This is a genomic window from Ruegeria sp. BE10 (assembly GCF_056538905.1).
Genome location: NZ_JBQFTX010000009.1, coordinates 65,850 through 89,374, shown reverse-complemented (window position 1 = coordinate 89,374; position 23,525 = coordinate 65,850). Strand labels below are relative to the sequence as shown.

At 56.6% G+C, this 23,525-nt stretch carries 19 protein-coding genes; 8 read left to right on the top strand and 11 right to left on the bottom strand.

The window, feature by feature from the left end; genetic code table 11:
* Position 1 precedes the first annotated feature (1 nt).
* The 7 genes from ACR0M2_RS17790 to xdhA form a co-directional block, all read right to left on the bottom strand.
* On the bottom strand, positions 2 to 265 hold the full coding sequence (locus ACR0M2_RS17790) for a hypothetical protein (protein WP_480648519.1): 264 nt from the start codon (positions 263 to 265) through the stop codon (positions 2 to 4).
* On the bottom strand, positions 262 to 852 hold the full coding sequence (locus tag ACR0M2_RS17785; protein WP_170350882.1) for a TetR/AcrR family transcriptional regulator: 591 nt from the start codon (positions 850 to 852) through the stop codon (positions 262 to 264). The genes ACR0M2_RS17790 and ACR0M2_RS17785 overlap by 4 nt, the downstream gene beginning before the upstream one ends.
* Before the next feature lie 230 nt (positions 853 to 1,082).
* Positions 1,083 to 2,420 carry a guanine deaminase gene (gene guaD, locus ACR0M2_RS17780; RefSeq protein WP_480706333.1) on the bottom strand — a complete coding sequence of 446 codons (1,338 nt, stop codon included), beginning with the start codon at positions 2,418 to 2,420 and terminating at the stop codon, positions 1,083 to 1,085.
* 64 nt (positions 2,421 to 2,484) lie between these two features.
* Complete coding sequence (locus ACR0M2_RS17775) at positions 2,485 to 4,086, bottom strand: xanthine/uracil/vitamin C permease (protein ID WP_170378010.1); 1,602 nt, start codon at positions 4,084 to 4,086, stop codon at positions 2,485 to 2,487.
* A 43-nt stretch (positions 4,087 to 4,129) separates the two neighbouring features.
* Complete coding sequence (gene xdhC, locus ACR0M2_RS17770; protein ID WP_480706331.1) at positions 4,130 to 5,008, bottom strand: xanthine dehydrogenase accessory protein XdhC; 879 nt, start codon at positions 5,006 to 5,008, stop codon at positions 4,130 to 4,132.
* 3 nt (positions 5,009 to 5,011) lie between these two features.
* A complete protein-coding gene (gene xdhB / locus ACR0M2_RS17765) occupies positions 5,012 to 7,330 on the bottom strand; it encodes a xanthine dehydrogenase molybdopterin binding subunit (protein WP_480706329.1) in 2,319 nt (772 codons plus the stop codon).
* Positions 7,331 to 7,345: 15 nt separating this feature from the next.
* The gene (gene xdhA, locus ACR0M2_RS17760) at positions 7,346 to 8,809 is read right to left on the bottom strand and encodes a xanthine dehydrogenase small subunit (protein ID WP_480706327.1); all 1,464 of its coding nucleotides are present in this window, start codon (positions 8,807 to 8,809) and stop codon (positions 7,346 to 7,348) included.
* A gap of 156 nt (positions 8,810 to 8,965) precedes the next feature.
* Between xdhA and ACR0M2_RS17755 the strand changes: the two genes are divergently transcribed.
* The gene (locus ACR0M2_RS17755) at positions 8,966 to 9,874 is read left to right on the top strand and encodes a LysR family transcriptional regulator (RefSeq protein WP_480706325.1); all 909 of its coding nucleotides are present in this window, start codon (positions 8,966 to 8,968) and stop codon (positions 9,872 to 9,874) included.
* Between the two features lie 58 nt (positions 9,875 to 9,932).
* Here the strand turns inward: ACR0M2_RS17755 and ACR0M2_RS17750 are convergent, their stop codons facing one another.
* A complete protein-coding gene (locus ACR0M2_RS17750) occupies positions 9,933 to 11,165 on the bottom strand; it encodes a urate hydroxylase PuuD (RefSeq protein ID WP_170362091.1) in 1,233 nt (410 codons plus the stop codon).
* A 101-nt stretch (positions 11,166 to 11,266) separates the two neighbouring features.
* Between ACR0M2_RS17750 and ACR0M2_RS17745 the strand changes: the two genes are divergently transcribed.
* Entirely contained in the window at positions 11,267 to 12,184 is a 918-nt protein-coding gene (locus ACR0M2_RS17745) for a LysR family transcriptional regulator (protein WP_170350890.1), read from the top strand.
* 8 nt (positions 12,185 to 12,192) lie between these two features.
* Here the strand turns inward: ACR0M2_RS17745 and uraH are convergent, their stop codons facing one another.
* A complete protein-coding gene (gene uraH / locus ACR0M2_RS17740) occupies positions 12,193 to 12,546 on the bottom strand; it encodes a hydroxyisourate hydrolase (RefSeq protein WP_170413473.1) in 354 nt (117 codons plus the stop codon).
* A 147-nt stretch (positions 12,547 to 12,693) separates the two neighbouring features.
* Between uraH and puuE the strand changes: the two genes are divergently transcribed.
* From puuE to ACR0M2_RS17725, 3 genes are read left to right on the top strand one after another with little or no spacing between them, the layout of a single operon-like run.
* Positions 12,694 to 14,106: an allantoinase PuuE gene (gene puuE / locus ACR0M2_RS17735; protein WP_480690122.1), complete on the top strand. Its 1,413-nt coding sequence runs from the start codon at positions 12,694 to 12,696 to the stop codon at positions 14,104 to 14,106.
* Complete coding sequence (locus tag ACR0M2_RS17730; protein ID WP_480706323.1) at positions 14,103 to 14,588, top strand: ureidoglycolate lyase; 486 nt, start codon at positions 14,103 to 14,105, stop codon at positions 14,586 to 14,588. The genes puuE and ACR0M2_RS17730 overlap by 4 nt, the downstream gene beginning before the upstream one ends.
* 54 nt (positions 14,589 to 14,642) lie before the next feature.
* Positions 14,643 to 16,067 carry a uracil-xanthine permease family protein gene (locus tag ACR0M2_RS17725; protein ID WP_170350894.1) on the top strand — a complete coding sequence of 475 codons (1,425 nt, stop codon included), beginning with the start codon at positions 14,643 to 14,645 and terminating at the stop codon, positions 16,065 to 16,067.
* A 175-nt stretch (positions 16,068 to 16,242) separates the two neighbouring features.
* Here the strand turns inward: ACR0M2_RS17725 and ACR0M2_RS17720 are convergent, their stop codons facing one another.
* Positions 16,243 to 17,112, bottom strand: coding sequence for a bifunctional allantoicase/(S)-ureidoglycine aminohydrolase (locus tag ACR0M2_RS17720; protein WP_170517216.1), 870 nt, complete (start codon positions 17,110 to 17,112; stop codon positions 16,243 to 16,245).
* 155 nt (positions 17,113 to 17,267) lie between these two features.
* The gene (locus tag ACR0M2_RS17715; RefSeq protein ID WP_480706321.1) at positions 17,268 to 18,578 is read right to left on the bottom strand and encodes a tetratricopeptide repeat protein; all 1,311 of its coding nucleotides are present in this window, start codon (positions 18,576 to 18,578) and stop codon (positions 17,268 to 17,270) included.
* A gap of 210 nt (positions 18,579 to 18,788) precedes the next feature.
* Here ACR0M2_RS17715 and gntH point away from each other — a divergent pair, with 210 nt between their 5' ends.
* The 3 genes from gntH to ACR0M2_RS17700 all read left to right on the top strand — a co-directional run bounded on the left by gntH (position 18,789) and on the right by ACR0M2_RS17700 (position 23,251).
* The gene (gntH, locus tag ACR0M2_RS17710) at positions 18,789 to 20,117 is read left to right on the top strand and encodes a guanitoxin biosynthesis MBL fold metallo-hydrolase GntH (protein WP_480706319.1); all 1,329 of its coding nucleotides are present in this window, start codon (positions 18,789 to 18,791) and stop codon (positions 20,115 to 20,117) included.
* Positions 20,118 to 20,246: 129 nt separating this feature from the next.
* Positions 20,247 to 22,004 (top strand): hypothetical protein, encoded by a 1,758-nt coding sequence (locus tag ACR0M2_RS17705; protein ID WP_480706317.1) that lies wholly within the window; start codon positions 20,247 to 20,249, stop codon positions 22,002 to 22,004.
* Positions 22,001 to 23,251, top strand: a complete 1,251-nt coding sequence (locus tag ACR0M2_RS17700; RefSeq protein ID WP_480706315.1) for a HupE/UreJ family protein — start codon at positions 22,001 to 22,003, stop codon at positions 23,249 to 23,251. Before ACR0M2_RS17705 ends, ACR0M2_RS17700 begins: the two co-directional genes overlap by 4 nt.
* Positions 23,252 to 23,525 lie beyond the last annotated feature (274 nt).

Genomic DNA, 23,525 nt, shown 5'->3' with positions numbered 1-23,525 from the left:
CTCAGGCAAGAAGATGGGCATATTGGGGAAACAGGCTGGCGGCGATCATCATCAGACCCAGCACAGCCCAGAGGCCGACGATAGCCCAGTACAAAACCGGGTCATCGTCGCGGTTGATTTCGAACACCAGAAAGGCTTGTCCGTTCATGATGGTTGGGACGATCCACCAGACAAAGAGCAACCCCCAAACCCAGTAGAGACCAAGCACAGTGGCCACCAGCAGGATGGGCAGAGCAATGTAGTTCACCGTTCGCGTCGGGGTCATACTTTAGCCTCCAGTGTCGATGCCAGTAGAGAGGCGGCCAGTTTCAATTCGGCGCGCCATGCTTCGGGCGGGTCCAGCGGGGACAGGGCGTCCATACTGACAAAGATTGCCGAAATGCCCTGTGTTGCTGCGCGTATGCTTGCGTCTGGTGCCATTGGTGCCGCGCGCCGCAGGATTGCTTCGACCACGTCGAAGAAATCTGTGAGGCTGTCCATCAGACCTTGGCGCAGATCGGGACGATCGGGCACTGTGGTGACCAGTGCCTGATAGGCCAGCATCAGCCGTGGATCGGTTCCGCTATCTTCGGAAAACAAGGTGTCCACCAGGTCCGAAGGTGTCGCCGTGTCTGGCAAAGCCTGACGCAAACCGTCCAATGACGCGGTAAATCCGGCAATCACGTATTCGGCCAGCGCGGTTATCATTTCGTCCTTGTTTCCAAGGTAATGGCGTAAGAGCGGTCGCTTGACGCCGGCTTCATCGGCGATCCGCGCCTGGGTCGCGCCTTCCAGCCCGAACCGCGCCACGCAGGTTAGATAGGCGTCGAGTATTTCGTGCGATCTTTGGTCTTTTAGCGAAGGTCTGGGCATCAGGATCCCGTTTATTGTCACGAATGACAAATAATCGAGAAATATACTTTGTCAACCATGACAATTTATTTTTCGAACTGAGAGCGGTGAAAACCCGATCTCGGTTAGTAATGATGAAAAGCGGAAAGGATCGTTAGTTGCGCCGGGCCGCATCGGGCTGCACCGGCAGTTCGTTGAAATGCTTGGCCGTTAACCGGTCACGGAACGGCCAAACACAGGTCAGTTATCATTTACGCGGGATCGAACGCAAAGTTGGTTTCGGAGGTTTGGCCGGTCACAGATTTGCTGGGCGTACCTGATACATAGACCTCTTCAACAGCGCGATCGTCTCCCATCATCTGCAGGACGAACAATTCTTCTGCAAGACTGCCAACGCGATCCATACGCAGGGCCATGGCGGGGGTGCTGCGGGCGTTCAGAACAACGACATCCGCCTCGGTTCCGGGGTCGAGGTTTCCGATTTTGTCTTCCAGACCCAGAACGCAGGCATTACCGCGCGTAGCCCAGTGGAAGGCCTGCAGGGGATGCAGAGCCAGCCCTTGCAATTGCAGAATCTTGTACCCTTCGTTCAAGGTTTGCAGCATCGAGTAGCTGGTGCCAGCACCGACATCCGTTGCGATCCCGTTCGAGATACCGCGCGCGCTCAGCCCGCCATGATCAAAGAGGCCGCTGCCCAGGAACAGGTTCGAGGTTGGGCAAAACACGGGATGTGCACCGGTTTCTGCAAGCGCGTCGATCTCGCGTGCCTCCAGATGGATCGAGTGCCCCAACAGAGTCTTTTGCCCCAGCAGACCAAAGGATTGGTAGACATCCAGATAATCGCGCGCCTGCGGATAAAGCTGCTTGGTAAAGGCAATCTCATCTTTGTTTTCCGACAGATGCGTCTGGATGTGACAATCCGGATGTTCCTTCACCAAGGCCTGCGCCATGGCCATCTGTTCCGGCGTCGATGTGATCGCGAACCGAGGTGTGATGACATAGCCGTTGCGGCCCTTGCCATGCCAGTCCGCAATCAGCGCCTTGGTGTCATCGTACCCGGTTTGTGGCGTGTCCTGCAGACCTTCTGGCGCATTGCGGTCCATCAGGACCTTACCACCAAGCATGCGCATGTTTCGTCTGGTTGCTTCTGTAAAGAATGCATCCGCTGAGGTCTTGTGGACCGAGCAATAGGCCACGGCGGTCGTGGTGCCGTGGGTGATGAGCTGATCGTAGAATGCCCGCGCCATGTTCGCGCTGTGTGCATCCGAGGCAAAACGGGTTTCTTCCGGGAAGGTGTAATTGTTGAGCCAGTCCAAAAGCTGTGCGCCCCATGAGGCGATCACCTGCACTTGGGGGAAGTGAATATGCGTGTCGATAAACCCGGCCATCATAAGGTGTGGGCGATGGTCTGTCACAGGCACATCCCCGGCTTTGGCGCTGATCTCGGCGAAGGGTCCGGTGTCCTGAATGATGCCGTCCTGGATCAGCAGGGCACCGTCCTCAAGATAGGTATACGCGCCGGAATCTTCGCCGCTTAGGGGTTCGCGATGAAAGGTCAGCAGACGACCGCGAAGCAATCTCTGTGTCATGAAAGGTCTCGTTTGTAGGATAGGGAAAGAGTAGGGGGCAGCCCTGCGACTGCCCCGCTATGGATTAGGCCTGTTGTGCAGGTGAGTCGTCGTCGATCAGATCAGGCTCATCCGGTACGATCACACGATGCTCAAGATCCTCTTTGGGTGCGAACATCGGATAGACGTAAAGGAACGCGCCGATGATCAAGTAACCAATGGTGATCCCGTCGAACTGAGGCACCTGCAACGTGTAGGAATGGATGATCCCGACAGAAGACATCAGCCCACCAGCGACAGCAAACGCGCCCGCCATCCGGAACCGACCGTCGATTACGTCGGCCACAATGGCACCCCAGACCAGACCAGTGATGATCGCGCCTTGGCTCAGGGCAAGGTGTCCTTCGTAATGGGCACCTTCCATCAGTAGTGCTGCGGTCAGGCCTTCGTCACCCAGCGAGGGCAGTCCCTCGACACCGGTGCTGCGCAGAGCGTTCATCAGAGACCCCCACTTAACCATCAGGAAGGCCGAGATGTGAGGCAGGATCGCAAAGGATACGGCAGCCATGTGCATCGGCTTTACAGCCCAGGCCGTGTTGGTGATCAGGCTGACCGAAACAAAGACCAGGACCGGAGCCGCGGCGGCAATCGGGATCAGGCCCGCAAGGAAGGACAAGAAGCCCAGGAAAGCGGCGGCAGCGATCACAACAGCCACACCAACGATGTAACCGGCATGTGCATCAAGCCGCTTGTAGGCAGGGTGCCCGATGTAAACGGTTGTCGGGAAGGGCGAACCAAAAAGCGCACCCAACATTGTGCCTGCGCCGTCCGTTACTTGGCACAGTCCAACCGGGTAGTGGTCGCCTGCAGCCTCGGCCGATTCCACGTTGTTCATGGTTTCGATGAAGTTGTAGATCTGTACCGGGATCAGCACCAGGAACAGCTCGGGGTTGGCGAACAGGTATTGCACTCCGGCGATGAGGTCACCGAAATAGGGGATCGGTGGGTAAAAGCCGATGCCGCTGACGTCGATTTTGGATTCACCAAGGATGATAGCAATCACCGTACCGGCAGCAATTGCGACCAGACCGGCCGGAACATTGCCCGGCAGGCGAAAACGCCCGATCAGACCCCACAGGATAAACAGAAGCGACGTGAAGCCGATGATGGGGTTTTCGAACACCTCGGCCAACGGAACGGAACCGATAAAGACCAGCGCAATACCGCACAGCGTGCCCAGCATCCCGGCGCGCGGCGTGATCCGCTTCAGATAAGGCCCGACAATGGCACCCAAGGCCGCAACGATGCCGCCCATGAACCCGGCGCCAATGCCCACTTGCCATGCCAGCATGGGATCATTGGTCGCCCAGTAGATGGGTCCGATCACACCGAACAAGTAGACGAACATAACCGGCGTCGAGATGCCGTAGGGCAAGGCGGTGACGTCTTCACCCCGTTTGTTTGCGGCCCATTTGGCGAGGTACGTATAAACGGCAACACCGGCCAAAATCGCGACGGCGGCACCGGGAACAATGCGGCCAAACACGATTTCGGCGGGCATCTGAAACACGAACTGGCAGACCCCGGAAAGGATCAGCAGATTCACGAGGTTGTCAGTAAACAGCGCCCAGAAAGCGCTGAAGTCGCTGCGGGTAAACAGCTTGTATTCGTAGGTCCTCCCGTCCATGACGGTCTCCTCCTCTGATGTGACCGGAATGGCCCGACAGATGTCAGGCCGATCTCCCTTTCCGGTCGTGATGGTGGCCCCGCAGGGGCGCCTGGTTTGCCCCGGTCGGGGCGGTCGCGGCAGTTTCAGAGGTCAATTCAGCCATCACCTCGGCCACCACGAAGGTGGCGATGACGCTGGGCCGCTTGTCGCGGCTACCGCTTGCCCCGATAGGGCATTTCAAGTGTTCGATAGACTGTCCGTCACAGTGTTTGTGCGCCCAGTTCCTGAGCTTTACCCGCTTGGTGGCGGACCCGATCATCCCCACATAAGCGGCGTCCTGACGTTCCAGCGCGGCGGATGTCAGCAGGAAATCCAATCCATGATCGTGAGTCAGAACGATAAAGGCGCTGCCCGCAGGCGCACCCCAGATATCCGTCTCGGGGATCGCGCTGACGCGGGTTTCGACATTGGCTGAGCAAAGCTCGACCTCTTCGGGTCGAGTGTCGACGAGGATGCAGCGCACCGGCAGATGCTGAAACTGATTGGCCAAAGCGCGCCCCACGTGACCTGCGCCCATGACATAGACGTGTGGCAAAGCCTCGTCGCGCTGGGTCGCGCGTTCTGTGGCGGCCCATTTGTCGGACGCACGCATGCGGGTCAGTTTCATCTCGACCCGCCCACCGCAGCACTGGCCGATTTCCGGGCCAAGCGGCACATCCAGATCCTGATGCAACACCCCGTCGCGCAGCATGTCGCGGGCGGCGTTGATGGCCATGAACTCCAATTGGCCACCACCGATGGTTCCCCACAGCGCCCCGGGTGCCACGAACATCTCGGTCCCTTCGTTGCGCGGCGACGACCCGCGCACGCGTGTCAGCGCAATGCAGATCACACTGTGCTGCGTGGACAGGAATTCGCTGAGGGAACCGGGGGCAGTCATGGCTCAGGGCCCCGCTTGCAGCCGCGCAACTGCCATCAGCACACGTTCGGGGGTGGCTGGCGCGTCAAGGCGCGGGCATTCGCGGTAATCAGCGACAGAGGCCACGGCCATCGACAGCGCCTCGAACACCGAAATGCCCAGCATGAATGGCGGTTCTCCGACAGCTTTGGAGCGTTTGATGGTCAGCTCGCGGTTTTCCGACCAGTCGGCGAGGTTCACATTGAAGATGCGCGGACGGTCGGACGCGAGCGGAATTTTGTAGGTCGACGGCGCATGGGTGCGCAGACGGCCCGCGTCGTCCCACCAAAGCTCTTCGGTGGTCAGCCACCCCATGCCCTGAATAAACGCGCCTTCGACCTGGCCCTTGTCCAGCACAGGGTTCAACGAGCGTCCAACGTCGTGCAAAAGATCAGTACGCTCTACCCGGTACTCACCGGTCAGGGTGTCAATTGTCACTTCCGAACAGGACGCGCCATAGGAGTAATAGTAGAACGGGCGGCCTTGTCCTTTGGCCCGATCCCAGTGGATTTTCGGCGTCTTGTAGAACCCGGCCGCCGAAAGTTGCACACGTGCTAGATAGGCCTGTTTGATGAACGTGTCGAAAGGCAGAACTTCGTCGCCGATATGCACCTGATTGGCGTGGAAGGCCACGTTCTCGGGTGTAACATCCCAGTTCTCAGCGGCAAATTTCACCAGACGCGCTTTGATCTGTTCGACCGCGTTCAACGCAGCCATGCCGTTCAGATCAGTCCCGCTCGAGGCAGCCGTGGCTGAGGTGTTGGGAACCTTCTCGGTGGTCGTTTTGGTGATCTTGATCCGGCTGAAATCGACCTGAAAGGCTTCGGCCACGACCTGCGCGACCTTGGTGTTCAGGCCTTGCCCCATTTCGGTGCCACCGTGGTTTAGGTGGATCGAACCGTCATTGTAGACATGCACCAGTGCGCCAGCCTGATTGTACCAAGTCGCTGTAAAGGAAATGCCGAATTTGACCGGTGTCAGCGCGATGCCTTTTTTCAGGATCGGCGACGTCTTGTTGAATTCGATGATCTCCTGACGGCGCTTGCGATATTCCGATGTCTCTTCCAGCTCTCCGATTAACCGGTCGAGAATGCTGTCTTCGACCTCTTGGTGGTAGGGGGTGATGTTGCGGTCCGTGGTGCCGTAGAAGTTGGCCTTGCGTACATCCAGCGGGTCCTGCCCGGTGGCATAGGCAATCTCTTCGATCATCCGCTCTGCCGCGATCACGCCTTGGGGGCCGCCAAACCCACGGAATGCGGTATTCGAAACCGTGTTGGTTTTCATCGGATGGCTGTTCAGGCGCACGTTCGGATAGAAATAGGCGTTGTCCGCGTGGAATAGCGCCCGGTCGGTCACGGGCCCCGAAAGGTCTGCTGAAAACCCGCAGCGCGCGGCAAAGCTGCCTTCGACAGCCTGAATGCGGCCATCATCGTCAAAGGCGACGTCATAATCGATCACAAAGTCATGGCGTTTGCCGGTCGCCGTCATGTCCTGATCCCGGTCGGGGCGGATTTTCACGGCGCGGTTCCACTTTTTGGCAGCCATGGCAGCAACCGCGCAGAACAGGTTCATCTGGCTTTCCTTGCCGCCAAAGCCACCGCCCATACGGCGCACGTTGACCACAACGGCGTTGGATGGCACGCCCAGGACATGCGCCACCATATGCTGCGCCTCGGACGGGTGTTGGGTTGAGCAATGCACGACCACATCGTCGTCTTCGCCCGGAATGGCAAAGGCGATGTGACCCTCGAGGTACATGTGATCCTGGCCGCCAACACTCATGCGGCCCTTGATCCGGTTGGGGGCGGCAGCCTGCGCCGGGGCGACATCTCCGCGCTCCAGCTTGAGCGGTGCCGTGACATGCGGGTAACCGGCCTCCTGCGCGGCAATCGGGGCCAGCGCATGGGGCAGAGTTTCGTAGTTGATTTTTGCCAGTTCTGCGGCCCGGCGCGCGATGTCGCGGGTTTCGGCAACAACGGCAAACAAAGGCTGCCCATGAAACTGAATGGCATCGGTCGGGAAAACCGGTTCATCGTTCAGATGTGTCGGGCTGATATCATTGGCCCCCGGCACATCATCCGCGGTCAACACTCCGACAACGCCAGGCGTGGCCAGAACGTCGGTGAAGTCGATGCCCAATAGCTTGGCGTGCGCTACGTCGGAGACGCCGAGATACGCGTGCAGCGTGCCTTCGGGCTGGGCAATATCGTCGGTGTAATCGGCCCGTCCGGTGACATGCTTGATCGCGCTGTCATGTTTGACATTGGTGTGGGCCGATCCAGTGATGGAAACGTTGTCTTTCATTTTGTCGTCTCCTGATTAGGCGCAAGCCAGTTGAACGGGGGCATCGGTTTGGGCGTCGTTTTCAAGGTAGAAGCGGCGCAGCAGGTTCTGGGCGGTCAGCATCCGGTAGTCGGACGATGCCCGCCAATCGGTCAGAGGAGAGAAATCTTGTGCCAGTGCCTCGGCGGCGGCCTCAAAGCTCTCCCGCGACCAGGATTGACCGTTCAGCGCCGCCTCGGCAGCAGCGGCTCGCTTGGGAGTGGCAGCCATACCGCCGAATGCGATGCGCGCATTGCTAATGGTGCCGTCCGTGACCGTCATGTGAATGCCAGCAGCGACCGAGGAGATGTCCTCGTCACGACGTTTGGAAATCTTGTAGGCCGCATTCAGATCGTCCGGTCCGGGCAGGGGCACATGGATGCTTGCGACGAACTCATCGGGTTGGCGGTCTTGCTTTCCGTAGTCGATGAAGAATTCAGCGAGAGGCAGCGTCCGGCTTTCGGAACCGCGCCGCAGCGTGATTTCCGCTCCAAGCGCGATAAGAACCGGCGGCGTATCCCCGATGGGCGAGCCATTGGCGATATTCCCGCCGACGGTTCCCATATTCCGCACCTGCCACCCTGCGATGCGATCCCAGTAGGAGGACAGGTGTGGCAGGTGTTCAGACAGAAGTTCCTGGCAATCGGTGTAGCTGGCGCCAGCACCGATCAGGAGGAGGGAACCCTGTCTTTCGACTGTTTTCAGGTCTTCGAGATGACCGGTGAAGATGGCAGGCCCGATGTTACGCAGGAATTTGGTGACCCAAAGACCCACATCCGTGGCACCGGCCACGATCGTGGCCTTGGGATAGGTCTGCAGGCAATCGGCAAGGTCATCAACGCTGGAGGGGATAATGCTCAGGTTGTTTTCCGGTCCGGATACAACGCGCCGATCGTCCTTGAGCGCGGCCAGACGTGCGGTCATGGTTTTACGTTCGGTATTCAGGTGGTCCGATGCCGGGGTGCCATAGCGGCTGACGGCAACGGCGGCACGGATGATTGGCTCATACCCGGTGCAGCGACACAGGTTGCCCTGCAGCGCGGTTTCAACCTGCGCTTTGGTCGGCTCGGGCGTTTGCATCCACAGTGCATACAGCGCCATGACGAAGCCCGGCGTGCAGAACCCGCACTGGCTGCCGTGGTGATCAATCATCGCCTGTTGTACCGGGTGCAGGCGACCGTCCGGGCCGGACAGGTGTTCAACCGTCACGACATGGCAGCCATCGACCGAGGCAAGAAACCGGATGCAGGCATTCACGGGAACATAGGCCAGACCTTCACCGCCAAGCCGTCCAACAAGAACGGTGCACGCGCCACAGTCGCCCTCGGCGCAGCCTTCTTTTGTGCCTGTCAGCCGACGCTCCAACCGCAGGAAATCCAGAAGCGTCTGGTCTGCTGATACGTTTGGAACGGACACATCCTTGCCATTCAGGACAAATTGGATGTCGGTGCGATGCGTCATGGTATTCTCCCTATGCCCCTGCCTTTCAGGTGGGTGATCGGGGGGACCATAGGCGCAACGATTGAGTCTTAAAATCGCCGGAAACGGCAAATACTTTCAACAGATCGTTGAAAAAGAAAACGCCATGGCGCAGTCTTTCCGCAAAGAGAGGATCGAATGTCGTACATCGAAAGCCTGCGTGTTTTTGTCAGAGTGATGGAGCTGGGCAGCATTACATCCGGCGGGCGCGACCTGCGGTTAACCCCGGCGGTGGCCAGCAAACGATTGAAAGAGCTTGAGAACCATTTGGGTGTGCGGCTGTTCAACAGAACGACCCGGTCGATGACTCCGACCGAAGTCGGATCAGTTTTCTACGAAGAGGCCAAAGCCGTTTTGCTGGCGATCGATCACGCCGAAGCGCGCGTTGCCAGCTTTTCCGATGCCCCGCGAGGGGCCATTCGCATCACCGCGCCGCTGGGTGTCGGGCGTAGAATCGTCGCGCCTCTGGTGCCGGAATTCTCGGATCTCTACCCCGAAACAGAGATTCGCATGCGTCTTTCGGACCGCAAGGTGGACATGATGGCCGACGGTTTGGACATCGCGTTCTTTATCGGTGAGCCCGGCGATTCCACCATGAAACTGCGGAAGTTTGCGGATTGCGATCGCGTGCTGTGCGCGTCTCCGGAATATCTGTCGAACTTTGGCGTGCCCAATACGCCGGATGACCTTCTGCATACGCCCCATAACTGCCTTTTGCTGCGGTATCCCAGATCGCCCGAATACTTCTGGACCCTCAACACCGACATGGGACCGCGAAAGCTGGAAGTTCACGGTAAATACGATGCGGATGATGGGGACGTGCTGACAGACTGGGCGCTGGCGGGCAAAGGGATCGTTAACAAACCACGCTTTGACGTGCGGGAATATCTTGAGGACGGTCGACTGGTCGAGGTCCTACCGAAGACACCCCCAGTGCCGACGATTTTCGGGTGCCTTTATCCGCATAAAAAGCTTCAGGACCCCAAGGTGCGCCTTTTCGTCGAACATATCGCGCAGCACAGCAAACGCTTTTTCGCGCCGGGCTGAAAAACAAAAAACTGGGTATGAAAACCCAGTTTGCCTGTCACCAATTTCTCTGTTGGTGCTATTGATCTCTGACTTCGTTGATCCACGCAACAATGGTCTGGCGTGCTTCTTCATCCATCTGAACCGCCGATGGTGGCGGCATCGCGTGGCTGATCCCAGCCTGCAGATAAATCTGGTCGGCCTGCCGGGCCACGTCACCGGGTGTTTCAAGGTAAACCTTCTTGGGTGCCCATTTCATGGTGCCGTAGACCGGCTCGCGCGCATGACACATGGAGCAATTGCCCAGCACCGTGTCATACGCGGCCTCAAAACCGGCGGCTGACGCATATTTCTGTTCATATGGCGTCAGCTCGCGGGCTTCGGCGTCTTCCCATGTTTCTGTTGGCCTGACCGAAGACAGCCAAGCGATTATGACCATGAGAATGACCGTGACAGCCCAGGTCCAGTGCGGGCCTTCCCCGGTCGAGTGCATGGTGTTGAAGTAATGCCGGATGGTCACGCCTGTTAGGAAGATCAGGCTGGCAATGATCCACGAATACTCGGTTCCGAAAGCCAGCGGATAGTGGTTTGACAACATCAAGAACACGACCGGCAAGGTCAGATAGTTGTTGTGCGTCGAACGCACCTTGGCGATCTTGCCATATTTGGCGTCGGGCGTCCGACCAGCCTTAAGGTCTTCGACCACGATCCGCTGGTTGGGCATAATCTGAAAGAACACATTGGCCGTCATGATCGTTGCCGTGAACGCACCAAGGTGCAAGAGCGCAGCGCGGCCAGTGAAGATCTGGTTATAACCCCAGGACATGATCACCAGGATCACGAACAGCAACAGCATCAACACGGTCGGGTGGTCGCTGAGCTTGGATTTGCACATCTGATCGTACAGCAACCATCCGATAGTCAGCGAACCGCCAGAGATCAGGATGCCTTGCCACAGCGCCAAATCCACCTTGGTTGGATCAAGCAGGAACAGCTCACCGCCGACCCAGTAGATGATCATCAGAAGGGCCGCTCCAGATAGCCAGGTCGTATAGCTCTGCCATTTGTGCCAGGTCAGATGTTCCGGCATCCGAGCAGGCGCCACAAGGTACTTGACGGTGTGATAGAACCCGCCGCCATGTACTTCCCATTCCTCGCCGTAAGCCCCGTCCGGTAGGGCAGGGTTTGGCTTAAGCATGAGGTCCAGCGCGATAAAATAGAATGACGCGCCAATCCACGCCATCGCGGTGATCACATGCAGCCAGCGGACAGAAAAGGCGATCCACTCCCACATTACGGCCAAGTCGTACATGGCATTGCTCCTAAGATTCTAAGTTCTTCGGCACTCTATGCGATAGAGTTTTCCTCTGGTATTGCTACGAAAGACCAAGCAGTATCAAAAAATGCAAAAAAATGTCCTACTTCGATAACATCCGCACTTTTGTCCGTGTCTATGAATTGGGCAGCATGTCTGCCGCGGGCCGCGATTTGCGGGTTTCACCGGCTGTAACCTCGGCTAGGATTTCCCAGCTTGAAGAACATCTTGGTGTACGTCTGTTTCAACGTACAACGCGCAGCCTGACGCCGACAGAACAGGGAAAATCGTTTTATCGGGGGGCGACGGAAATTCTTGAAGCCGTCCAGAACGCCGAAGCGCAAATCGTCAATATCACCGAGAACCTCAAGGGATCGCTGTATATCGCCGCCCCCTTGGGGGTTGGTCGGCGTCTGATAGCACCGCAGGTGCCAAAATTTCTGGCTGAATACCCTGAGGTGAATGTTCGGCTAAGGCTGACTGATCGAAATGTGGATATCACGACCGAAGGCCTGGATTTGGCTTTCTTCCTTGGCCAGCCCGAAGACAGCAATTTGCGCATTCGAAAGATTGCTGACGTGGAACGGGTTCTGTGTGCTTCCCCGAAATACATCAAGAAACATGGGATGCCAGAAAGTGGCGACGATATTGTCGCCAACGGGCATGAATGCCTCAGCCTGCGGTTTCCCGGTGCAACTGAATTCCAGTGGCTTTTGAGAACCGAAACCGGACCAAAGCGATTCCGTGTTTCAGGGCGGTACGAGTCAGACGATGGCGACGTGTTGACGGATTGGGCCCTGGCCGGGCACGGCATCGCGTTGAAGCCGGTATTTGAGATTTCAAAGTACCTCAACGCCGGTACCTTGGTTCCGGTCGCGGTTAAAACACCACCGGAACCAATTCAAATGGCGTGTTTGTTTACCCACCGTCGTATGCAGGACCCCAAGACACGCCTGTTCATGGAGTTCATAATCGAGCGTATTGGTTCAACGATTGCTGAGACAAACACGCCCTAAAAGGCGGCTCAGCTGCCGCGATAGGTTGAGTACCCGAAGGGCGAAAGAAGCAGCGGCACATGGTAATGCGAGCGTTCGGACATCCCGAAGCGGATTGGGATTACGTTCAGAAAACGTGGATCCTCGGGCGGAGTGCCAGATGCGTCCAGGTATTCCCCGGCGTAGAAAACCAATTCGTACTCGCCCAATGAAAACTCGGCTTCGGGCAGGATTTGTTCATCCGTGCGGCCGTCATCATTGGTGACCAGGGTTTTCAGCAATGTACGGCCAGTCCCCTCAATTCGAAAAAGTTCGATTTTCAGACCCTCGGCAGGGCACCCCCGCGCCGTGTCCAGAACATGTGTAGTTAGGTAACCTGACATTTGCGCCTCTCTATAAAACTTGGAAATTACTAATCCGAATACTCCCCAAGAGGCAAAGGCTGACTGGCCGAAACTCTTTGTTGTATTTTTTGAAAAACATCGTCGATTATCTGGGGTATTCATCATTTCAAGAAGAAGGAAATTGATGTGACGCGTTATCCACGAGATATGACCGGCTATGGTGGGCAAGTGCCCACAGCCAATTGGCCCAATGATGCCAAAATCGCGGTTCAGATTGTGCTGAACTATGAAGAGGGCGGTGAAAACAACATCTTACATGGTGATGCCGCGTCCGAGGCTTTTTTGTCCGAGGTCACCGGTGCCGCCCCTTGGCCGGGCCAAAGACACTGGAACATGGAGACGATCTATGAATACGGCAGCCGTGCCGGATTCTGGCGCGTTCACCAGCTTCTGCAAGACCTCCCCATAACTGTTTATGGCGTGGCCACTGCGTTGGCCCGCGCACCGGCACAAGTTGCGGCGATGCAGCACGCAGGGTGGGAAATCGCCAGCCATGGCTTGAAGTGGATCGAACACAAAGACATGAGCCCAGACGAAGAACGCGCGCAAATCCGCGAAGCGATCCGTCTGCATACCGAGGTCACGGGCCGGCCGCCGCGCGGTTGGTACACGGGCCGTTGCTCGATGAATACAGTCGATCTGGCTGCCGAGGAAGGCGACTTTGCCTATATCGCAGACAGCTATGCCGACGATTTGCCCTATTGGACAAAGGCCAGTGGCAAAGATCAGTTGATCATGCCCTATACGCTGGATTGCAACGACATGCGCTTTGCGATTCAGGCGGGGTTCACCACTGGCGACCAGTTCGAAAGCTATCTGAAAGACAGTTTCGACATGCTGTATGCCGAAGGCGAAGCCGGTGAGCCCAAGATGCTCTCAATTGGTCTGCATTGTCGGTTGATTGGTCGGCCGGGCCGCGCCATGGCGCTGAAACGCGCGTTGGAGCATTTCATGAAACATGACGGTGTCTGGTTCGCGACGCGCGAACAGATTGCCGATCACTGGGCAAAGGAACACCCCCCGATGCAACGCCTCACCCCGTCCGAAATGGACCAGCCCACCTTTGTTGCCGAATTCGGCGGCATATTCGAACACAGCCCGTGGATTGCCGAAGGTGCGTATGATCTGGAGCTTGGGCCGACCCATGACAATGCTGCCGGAGTTCACAACGCGCTGGCGCGGGTGTTCCGTACGGCCTCTGCCGAAAAACGTCTGGGTGTTCTGACTGCCCACCCGGATCTGGCGGGCAAGCTTGCCGCGGCAGGTCGTCTGACCAAGGAAAGCACGGCTGAACAGGCCGGGGCCGGTCTGGATATGCTGACGGACGAAGAACGCGCGAATTTCACAGCGCTGAACGAGGCATACACAACCAAGTTCGGCTTTCCCTTCATCATTGCGGTCAAGGACAACACGAAAGCCAGCATTCTAGACGCCTTCCACCGCCGTATCGATAGCGACCGCGACACCGAATTTGCCGAAGCCTGCCGCCAGGTAGAACGGATCGCGGAACTGCGCCTGATCGAGAAGTTCGCGGGATGACGACTGTCCTGAATCTTCTGCCCCTGACGTCCGAGGCCTTTGCGCCATTCGGCGATGTCATCGAAGTGGCTGGTGACGTGGACAAATACATCAATCAGGGCAAGTGCGCGCGGTATCATGACCGCGCCGCGCTGGATTTCCATGACGGGCGCGCCGGGATCAGCGTGTTTCAGTCCGAGGCGTTCAGCCTGCCGATCAAACTGGACATGGTCGAACGTCACCCGGATGGAAGTCAGGCCTTCCTGCCCTTGTCGGACAAACCCTTTGTTGTGGTCGTGGCGCCCGACGAAGATGGAGTCCCCGGACAGCCTATCGCATTCAAAACAGCACCGGGGCAGGGCGTGAATTACCACCGCAACACGTGGCATGGGGTTTTGACCCCTCTTCACGCGCCCGGGCTTTTTGCAGTGGTCGACCGAATTGGAACCGGGCCCAACCTTGAGGAGCATTGGTTCGAGGAGCCCTTCACAATCACAGAATGAGAAACCTAGCCGGAAGAGGAGCCGGTTAACGTCTCTCAAGGGAGGAAAGACAAAATGTCAGATGCAACCATCGGAACGCCGGAGCAGCTCCGCGATCCGAATTACTCACCACCACTTATCAAAGCGGTCCCACTGGGCATTCAGCACGTGCTGGCGATGTTCGTTTCGAACGTTACGCCAGCCATTATCGTTTGCGGCGCGGCCGGATTTGGGTTCGGCTCGAACAGTCCTGATTTTCCGCAGATGATCTACATGATCCAGATGTCGATGTTCTTTGCGGGCGTCGCCACGTTGTTCCAGTCCATTGGTGTGGGTCCTGTCGGAGCCCGTTTGCCCATCGTGCAGGGGACATCATTCGCCTTCATCCCGATCATGATCCCGCTGGTGGTTGGAAAGGGCGTTGATGCCATTGCTGTCCTGATGGGCGGCGTTGTTGTTGGTGGGCTGTTCCATGCGTTCTTGGGGCTGTTCATCGGACGTCTTCGATTTGCGCTGCCGCCACTGGTGACAGGTCTTGTGGTGACCATGATTGGTTTGGCGCTTGTGAAGGTCGGCGTTCAATACGCCGCTGGCGGTGTGCCCGCCATTGGTACCGAGGAATACGGATCGGGCCTGAACTGGTTTATGGCCAGCACCGTGATCGTGGTCACGCTTGGTCTGAAGTTCTTTGCGCGGGGTATGTTGTCTGTGTCGGCGGTGCTGATCGGCCTGTTGGTCGGGTACGCGGTGGCATTTGCACTTGGTCAGGTGAATCTGGGTAATGTTGGCAACGCGGCTTCCTTCGCACTGCCGAACCCGCTGCATTTCGGCATTGAATTTTCGGTCGCGGCGATCATTGGCTTCTGCGCGATGTCCTTTGTATCAGCGGTCGAAACGGTGGGCGACGTGTCCGGTATCACCAAGGGCGGCGCTGGACGAGAAGCGACCGACAAGGAAATTCAGGGCGCGACCTATGCCGATGGTGTCGGCACCGCAATCTCGGGCCTTTTTGGCGCGTTGCCAAATACGTCGTTCAGCCAGAACGTCGGTCTGATCGCCATGACCGGTGTCATGAGCCGCATGGTTGTCACCATCGGTGCGCTTTTCTTGATCATTTGTGGTCTGATCCCGAAAATTGGTGCGATTATCTCATCCATCCCGATCGAAGTGCTTGGCGGTGGCGTAATCGTTATGTTCGGCATGGTGGTCGCGGCGGGTGTCTCGATGTTGTCGGACGTGAACTGGAACCGTCGCAACATGGTGATCTTTGCGATTGCGCTGAGCCTTGGCCTTGGATTGCAGCTTGAGCCCGGTGCTTTGCAGTATCTGCCCGGCACATTAAAGGTTTTGGCCACCTCGGGTATCCTTCCCGCCGCCGTCATCGCGATTGTTTTGAACCTGGTTCTGCCCGAGGAACTTTCGGACGAGGCAACCGAAGAGGTTTCAGGTGGTATGGCGGGTCACGGTCAGGGGTCGATTGGACATGACGATCACGTCTAATGATGCCTGAAATGGCATTCCACGTGACACAGTAAAAAAGCGGCGTGCCGAGGTGCGCCGCTTTTGTTTGTTCGGAAATCCCTCTGCCAGAATCAGATTTGAGGATCCAGAGACCGAACGATCAAGCCGCCCCGAAATCGAGGCGGCCCATCGTATGTTCCTGGCTATATAGTTGCTATTCAGCCGCTGTACTGAGGCGCTTTTGCTGAGGGTAGGCAACCGATCCCGGTCTCAGTGCCATGTGTCGATTTACATCCTTGTAAAGAAGATACCGGAACTTGCCCGGACCACCAGCGTAACAGGCCTGGGGGCAAAACGCGCGCAACCACATGTAATCGCCAGCCTCAACCTCGACCCAGTCATTATTCAACCGGTAAACAGCTTTTCCTTCGAGGACATAGAGCCCGTGCTCCATCACATGCGTCTCGAGGAATGGGATGACTGCACCCGGCTCAAACGTGACAATCGTGACATGCATGTCGTGACGCAGGTCACTTGGGTCGACAAACCGTGTTGTGGCCCATTTGCCGTCTGTGCCGGGCATGGTTGTCGGCTCAATATCGTTTTCGTTGAGGATCAGAACATCGGGCTTATCCAGCCCTTCGACCGCCTCATAGGCTTTTCTGATCCAGTGGAACCGCAGCGTTTCTTCAGCGTGGTTGTGCAGCGTCCATTCACTTGCACAAGGCAAATAGGCATAGCCACCAGGGGTCAATTCGTAGGTTTCGCCTTCGACGTTCAACGTCGCTGTTCCTTCGACAACGAACAAAACGCCTTCGGCCTCGGGGTCGACCTCAGGCCGGTCAGAACCCCCGCCCGGCTGCACCTCCATTATGTATTGCGAGAATGTTTCGGCAAAGCCGCTCAGCGGGCGCGAGATTACCCACAAGCGCGTGTCGTCCCAAAACGGCAAGAAGCTGGTCACGATGTCCCGCATTGTGCCTTTGGGAATGACGGCATAAGCGTCCGTAAAAACAGCGCGGTCAGTCAACAGTTGGTCCTGCGCGGGATGGCCCCCGTGCGGCGCGAAATACTTGGTGTTCATGTATGCTCCTGAAGAATAACCGTTTGCTCTAAAATATGCGCCAGTGACATCCATCGACCACCCGCAAAGAGGCGACAGCTCTATTCGAAAAGATTTGAAAGTGCCCGCTGTCAAAACATGCCTCGCCCAATGGTGGTTGCCTTTGGACAATTGGGTCAGTTTGGATTGCTTTCCAATGCCTTCATGCTTTTGATAACCTTTTTGGCGTGTGACGGGTCTTTGAAGATGCCAGTCAGCATTTTTTCCACATCCGCATCGGGCCATGAACTCTTTAACTCGGCATATTTGCGCGCGGCCTCTTTGGTTTTACCCAATTCGTAAAGAGCGGCGGTCTGATAGGCGAAAGAGGGCGCGCTGATCGGATCCCCGTAACTCGCTGCTGCCGAAAAGGCATCCAAAGACGTCTGGTAGTTTTCAAGATGGAAATTCGCGGCGCCAAAAATATTGCGGTTCGCAAATCTCTGGTTGCTTCGGCCGCCGTTCATGGCTTTTTCCGCATGGCTTGCAGCCTCGGCAAAATGACCGGAGAACAGCGCGATCGAACCGTGAATGTCCAGAACATGTTCATCGTCAGGGGCTAGTGCTACGGCCCTTTTCGATATCCTCATGGCCTCGTCATATTCTCTGTTTGCAAATTTGGCCCATGCCTGGGCGGACTGAGCCCACGGGTCAGCGGGTGCCAGACGCAACGCGTTGTCAGCCATGGTCATGGCTTCACTGGTCAACTCCGATTTTTCAGGGCCTGGCGGTGTCACTATGGCAAGTGTCGCAAGCGCCTGAGCTGCCCCCGCATAGCCCCCGAAATAATCAGGGCCCAACTCGATAACGCGGCGGAATACCTCTGTCACCAATTGTTGGCGCGGGCGGTCAAAGATAGGAAACATCATGCTTCTGGCTTGATCGGCCAGGTTCATGGCTTGCAGAGAAGATGCCGACTGTTCGATCACGGCCTGACGTCTCAACGACTCCTGCGTTGGAATGTGAGTGCTCTGGTGAACCTGTGTTTCGGAATTTTCCCCCAGGCCGATGATTGCGATACCTATACCGATCCCGGTTCCGACAACAAAGGACAGCGCCGCCCACCCGAAGGTGCGATGAGGGTTCTCACCCATATCACGCGAGGCAATCGCGACCCGTTCGAACCGCGGCCTGTACCCTCCTGTGTCGACGAAAATCCTGACGGGATCAGAGCGTCCTGCCGTGTCGTAGTAATGTTCGAGGGTTTGCCGCAGGCGTCGCGCGTCCACCCTGACGACATTGTTTATGTCGCCTTCTTCGGCAGGGTCCCGATCATATACATCTTGGGCGATGGTTTTGCCCATGATTAGCGCGCCGCGGCCTTCCAGTTCCTCAGTGACGATGTATTTCAAAAAGGCACACAGGCGGTCAAGATGGGCGAATAGTTCGCTGTCGCAAACCGCTAGCATTGCGTTGGTCTTTTCGGTGTTTCGAATATCTGACGCCATTAAACCCCTATGTTCGCAAGGTTTTCAGATCGTATTCGAATATAATAATGCACCTGAAATCAGCGTGAGTCACCCCTGTGTCACCGTGATTCCGTTACCTCGAAGAAAAACCTGCGGGACACTGACCTTGCATCGCGCACGATGCCCTGCCGACGACGACTTTTCTTTTTCACCGAAGCTGTCGGCGATTTCAGCAAGGGAGTGCAAATCATGAATAGACGAAAACGGCTATTGAAGTACTCGGTCTATTTGGCCGCCGGGGTGACGTTTGGATTCTGGCTGGCCGCCCCGAACGGAGGGCTGAAAATCCTTGGTGACACGTTCGGCCCTTCCATGGCCTTGGCGCAGGAGACACCCGAGGTGTCGCCGGTCAAGGCGAGGGAGAGAGATACGTATTACCCAAACAGTGAGGACCTGAAACCGGACGAAATGCGGGTGATTGCCTGTGGCACCGGAATGCCAACGACCCGCGCCGCGCAAGCCGCAGCCTGTTTCCTGGTCGAGCTTGGGAATGGCGACAAGTTCCTGTTCGATATCGGGTCGGGTTCAGCCGAGCGGATTTCGTCGCTGCAAATCCCGTACAACTACCTCGACAAAGTGTTCATCGGTCACCTGCATACCGACCATTTTGGCGCGCTGCATGACCTGTTCATCGGTGGTGCCTTGATGGGACGCAATGTTCCCCTTCGGGTGTGGGGGCCAAGTGGCGCTGTACCGGAGCTTGGCACGGCTTATGCGTTAGATCGTATGCAGGAAATGCTATCGTGGGACCTAGCAGGTCGGGCCGGAAACGTGGACTTCCGTGGCTATGTCATGGATGTGACCGAATTCGACTACAAACTTGAGAACGAACCGATCTACGAGGAAAACGACGTTGTCATCCGCACATTTCCCGCAATCCATTCCATCGACGGTTCAGTCAGTTACGCCTTGGAATGGAATGATCTGAAGTTCGTCTTTAGCTCGGACACGTATCCCAACAAATGGTTCGTTGAATATGCCAGAGACGCTGATCTGGTCATCCATGAGTGCTTTATTGCTGTGCCGGAACTGGTCAGCAAAATGAAGTTCACACCGGAATCGGCCCTTCAGGTTGGCACGCAGGTTCACACCGCCCCCGAGGCGTTCGGCAAGGTCATGAGCGAAATCAAACCCCGCATGGCGGTCGCCTATCACTTCTTCAATGACTTCGACACGGTCAACGGTGTGTATGAACGCATCCGGTCCACTTATGATGGCCCGCTTAGCCTGTCAGAGGACTTCATGGTCTGGAACGTGACCAAGGACGACATAGTCGTTCGTATGGCCGCGACTGAGGAACGAACATGGGCCCCCCCGTTGGCCGCCCCAGCAGAGCCGCCAAATGTGGAAGACAAAACGGCGATGGCTGACAAACTGGGTGTAGAGACGCTGGATTTCAGCGACTTTGTCGCCGGTGGTGTCTGGGACGTCGAAGATGTTTTGCGGCCGATTTACGAAGAGGCCAGCGAAGCATTGGGACAGGATTTCCCTTACCCGGAAAAATCCGAACCCAAATAATCCCTCAAGACCAACCGGCGCTTTTAGGCGTTGCCATCTGGCGCCGGTCTCTGTGCTTCTTTTCTTCAGGCTGAACCTCGGGTTTGGGGCAAGAAGCACAGAGTGGATCCAGCATAGGAGGTCTCTCTGATGGCGAACCTTAAGCGTTTGATCATACTAATATTTTTTCTGGTCTCGCATCCGCTGATCACACGCGCCGACCTGTTGCCGGCGAACGGTGCAGAAACCGCGGCAAATTTTGCGGAAATCTCGGTGCTGAAAGATCGGGTTCGGGTCGCGTTGGAACTTGATTTGGGCGATGTGCACGGATTTTTGGCGAAAGCACCGCAGGATGAAGGCCCAGCAAGCAACTTTTCAGAACGCACGGGCAAAGCCTTCGAGGTTCTTGCCGACGGCGCAGAACTTGTTCCGCAGACGGTTCAACTTGAGGTTCGGCCAAGAAAACCCCGAGTGACGGCTTTCAGGCCAAGCTACGGCCTGACCCGGCAGGACGGGCGCTCCGCCCAAGTCGTGTACGTTGTTCTTGATTATCCTTTTGATCACAAACCAGCGGAAATAACCTTTAAGCCACCGCTTACGTCTGATGGAATTCCAACTGCGGCCATCGGTGTAATTTTCGATCACCTTGGCGTAGCTGTGACCGATTACCGTTATCTGTCCCGGTCTGAAGTCTTTTACCCCAACTGGAACGACCCGTGGTACAGCAGGTTCGAGAATCCGAATCTGACCCGGCACCACAAATCTGCATTGATGTCGTTCGTGTCCGTTGAGCCGCGCGAGGTTCGACACGAAGTGATCTTCCGCCTGCGCGATCTGGAGGGCTGGCTTGATCTAAAACTCGGCGACGAAACGCTACTTGATGCCAACGCCATGGCGAAGATCAAGCGGCAGGCTATCGACCTGTTTTCGCACAGCAATCCGCTGACAATCGACGGTTCGGTTGTGTTGCCAAGCTTGGCAAAAGTTGAACAACTGTCCGTGGGTGTCGAAGGTTTGAAAGTTCTGGAAAACCCGTCGGAAACAAACCGGGCCACCGCCATTCTGGGCATTGTTCTGTCATACGCGGGCGATGCGTTGCCCAATTATGTTTCCCTGAAATGGGATTTGTTCACCGAAGAGACAGACACAATTCCGGTTCAAATCACAGATCCCGCCGGGGCAGTGCCCGGCCAAGTGACCCGCGAGGCACCTAACATCACTTGGAAAAACTATATCCTTAAGTGGAGCGACCCCAAAACTCAGCCTGTTACAGTCGCCGCAATGCGTTCCATTTCAGTGCCACTTATGTCATTCGGTCTTGTTTTTGTCGCGGCATTTCTTGCGGTGTTTGCTTGGCGAAACCGTTCGCATCACTGGCAGGGGTGGGCGGCAGCCGCCCTGTTAATCTGTCTCGCTTCTGGCGCTCTGAAAACAATGACGGTCGAGGTGACAACTCCGACCAAAACTCTTTCGGATATAACCGCGGCAGCGCAAGTCACCGAGGTAATCGTTTCAAATCTGGCCATTGCGCGATTGGAAACGCAAGGCCCGCAGATGTCGAAGGCACTGCGCAAATTTGTCATGGCAAAAGCGCTGAAAGACGTTGAAACCGAAATCCGTAGGGGCTTGTCTGTGACTTTGCCGTCGGGGGCGATGGCTCAGATAAAATCCATCGACGGGCTGGTCGTGGAGCGCATCGAACCCCTGGTGGATGGCGGAAATCGAATTCTGGCCCGTTGGGATGCTTTGGTCACTGGCGGGCATTGGGGGCACATGCATCGCCGCACCGTGTCGTATCGCGCGTTGATGGATGTCGAACATGATGCCGACGCGTGGTTTTTGTCAGGACTGACCATCCTTGAAGCTCGAATTGACCCTCAACCTTTATCGGCGGGAGGCAACTCATGATGCCTGTTTTCATTTTTCTAGCGGCTCTTTTCGGTTTGCTTAGTCATCCGGTGCTTGCGCATTTCAAGCTGAATCAGAACGTGCGGGTGCATCACGTGACGCATTCCGACGAGGGCTTGGACGTCTATCTGCGCATGCCCTTGTCTTATCTGTTGTCGGAACTAGTAGGGCCCGAAGGGCAAGACGGACTGCCTGTTCCCGCGCCCTATACCTACAATCAGATCGAAGACGGCGCGCTGATGCATTACCTGGATCAAGCCGCATTGCTGAGCGATCCTGATAGATTGGCCATTCTGGCGGCTGACACAGTTGATCTTTCCGCCATCGGGCAGCTCCAACCAGCAACCGTAATGTCCATGCGCCTGTACCCGCTGGGGTCTGAGCCGGGCTTTGCAACCCTCTCAGAGGCGCAAGATGCGACCACCGCAGGGGACGTGTATCCAACAGCAGTTGGTGAGACCTATGTTGGCGACGTCATGCTGGACCTGCATATACGCTATGCCGCTGGGCCTGTGGGCACCTACAGCATGTCCCATAGATCAAACCCTGGTCTGCCGGGGCAAGACGAAACAGCGAACCTGATCCTCGACTACAATAACGGGCAAACCCGAACCTTCCGCGCAACTGGCCTAATGCGTGATCCGATCACAATATCCGGGTCGGCCACCGCTGCGGCTTCGACCTTTGTGGTCGAAGGTATACGGCATATTCTGGAAGGCCCCGATCATGTGCTGTTCGTGCTGTGCATGATCATCGGTGCGTTGAATCTGAAAAGTCTCCTGGCGCGTGTCACGGGTTTCACCCTTGGCCATACAGTAACGCTGATCCTTGGTTTTTTTGGTATCGCCCCCAGTGGCGCGTGGTTCATCCCGACCGTCGAGCTGGCGATTGCAGTGTCGATCATCTACGCGGCTGTGATGGCTGTTCAACCTCCTGACCAAGAACACGGGGACCTGAAGGCATTTGCGATCACCTCGGGCATTGGCCTGCTGCACGGGTTCGGGTTTTCCTTCATGTTGCACCAGATTTTGCGGGTGGATGCACCCAACGTGTGGCAAAGCCTGCTGGCTTTCAATGTCGGTGTCGAGCTTGGGCAGTTGATGATTGTTGTGCTGGTATGGCCGCTGGTTCTGTTTTTGCGCAAACAGCCGGGTCGTGTCTGGATAGGTTCTCGCGCTGCAGTCGCAGTCTGTGCCAGCTTGATCGCGATGGTCTGGGTCGTGGAACGGGCAGAATTTTTCCTGTGATGCGCATTTCCCAAGCGGTCGCGATGCATAGCGCGAAGGGATCAACAGTGTGAAACGCAACTTTTTCGTGGATATCATTACGGTGGTTTTCTTCCGAAACAAAATCGACAAAGCTATGCCAGAAGCCTTCATGCGAAAAATTCAGGCGTCACAGCCATTCAATTTGCAAAAAAGCGAAACTAACCTACGATAATGTCGTATTAAGGAAATTGTCGCGCGAAGCTCTTGATGGGCGGCGTGCTGGCATGTTTGAATTTTCGGGCAATCCCGGAGT

Bases quoted from the DNA above. Each gene is read 5' to 3' on its own strand.
- ACR0M2_RS17730 (WP_480706323.1), top strand. From the start codon at position 14,103: ATGACGACTGTCCTGAATCTTCTGCCCCTGACGTCCGAGGCCTTTGCG.
- ACR0M2_RS17755 (WP_480706325.1), top strand. From the start codon at position 8,966: ATGTCGTACATCGAAAGCCTGCGTGTTTTTGTCAGAGTGATGGAGCTG.
- ACR0M2_RS17705 (WP_480706317.1), top strand. From the start codon at position 20,247: ATGGCGAACCTTAAGCGTTTGATCATACTAATATTTTTTCTGGTCTCG.
- ACR0M2_RS17700 (WP_480706315.1), top strand. From the start codon at position 22,001: ATGATGCCTGTTTTCATTTTTCTAGCGGCTCTTTTCGGTTTGCTTAGT.
- ACR0M2_RS17790 (WP_480648519.1), bottom strand. From the start codon at position 265: ATGACCCCGACGCGAACGGTGAACTACATTGCTCTGCCCATCCTGCTG.
- xdhA (WP_480706327.1), bottom strand. From the start codon at position 8,809: ATGACGCATCGCACCGACATCCAATTTGTCCTGAATGGCAAGGATGTG.
- ACR0M2_RS17725 (WP_170350894.1), top strand. From the start codon at position 14,643: ATGTCAGATGCAACCATCGGAACGCCGGAGCAGCTCCGCGATCCGAAT.
- xdhC (WP_480706331.1), bottom strand. From the start codon at position 5,008: ATGACTGCCCCCGGTTCCCTCAGCGAATTCCTGTCCACGCAGCACAGT.
- ACR0M2_RS17750 (WP_170362091.1), bottom strand. From the start codon at position 11,165: ATGTACGACTTGGCCGTAATGTGGGAGTGGATCGCCTTTTCTGTCCGC.
- ACR0M2_RS17785 (WP_170350882.1), bottom strand. From the start codon at position 852: ATGCCCAGACCTTCGCTAAAAGACCAAAGATCGCACGAAATACTCGAC.
- ACR0M2_RS17745 (WP_170350890.1), top strand. From the start codon at position 11,267: ATGTCCTACTTCGATAACATCCGCACTTTTGTCCGTGTCTATGAATTG.
- uraH (WP_170413473.1), bottom strand. From the start codon at position 12,546: ATGTCAGGTTACCTAACTACACATGTTCTGGACACGGCGCGGGGGTGC.
- ACR0M2_RS17775 (WP_170378010.1), bottom strand. From the start codon at position 4,086: ATGGACGGGAGGACCTACGAATACAAGCTGTTTACCCGCAGCGACTTC.
- guaD (WP_480706333.1), bottom strand. From the start codon at position 2,420: ATGACACAGAGATTGCTTCGCGGTCGTCTGCTGACCTTTCATCGCGAA.
- xdhB (WP_480706329.1), bottom strand. From the start codon at position 7,330: ATGAAAGACAACGTTTCCATCACTGGATCGGCCCACACCAATGTCAAA.
- gntH (WP_480706319.1), top strand. From the start codon at position 18,789: ATGAATAGACGAAAACGGCTATTGAAGTACTCGGTCTATTTGGCCGCC.
- ACR0M2_RS17715 (WP_480706321.1), bottom strand. From the start codon at position 18,578: ATGGCGTCAGATATTCGAAACACCGAAAAGACCAACGCAATGCTAGCG.
- ACR0M2_RS17720 (WP_170517216.1), bottom strand. From the start codon at position 17,112: ATGAACACCAAGTATTTCGCGCCGCACGGGGGCCATCCCGCGCAGGAC.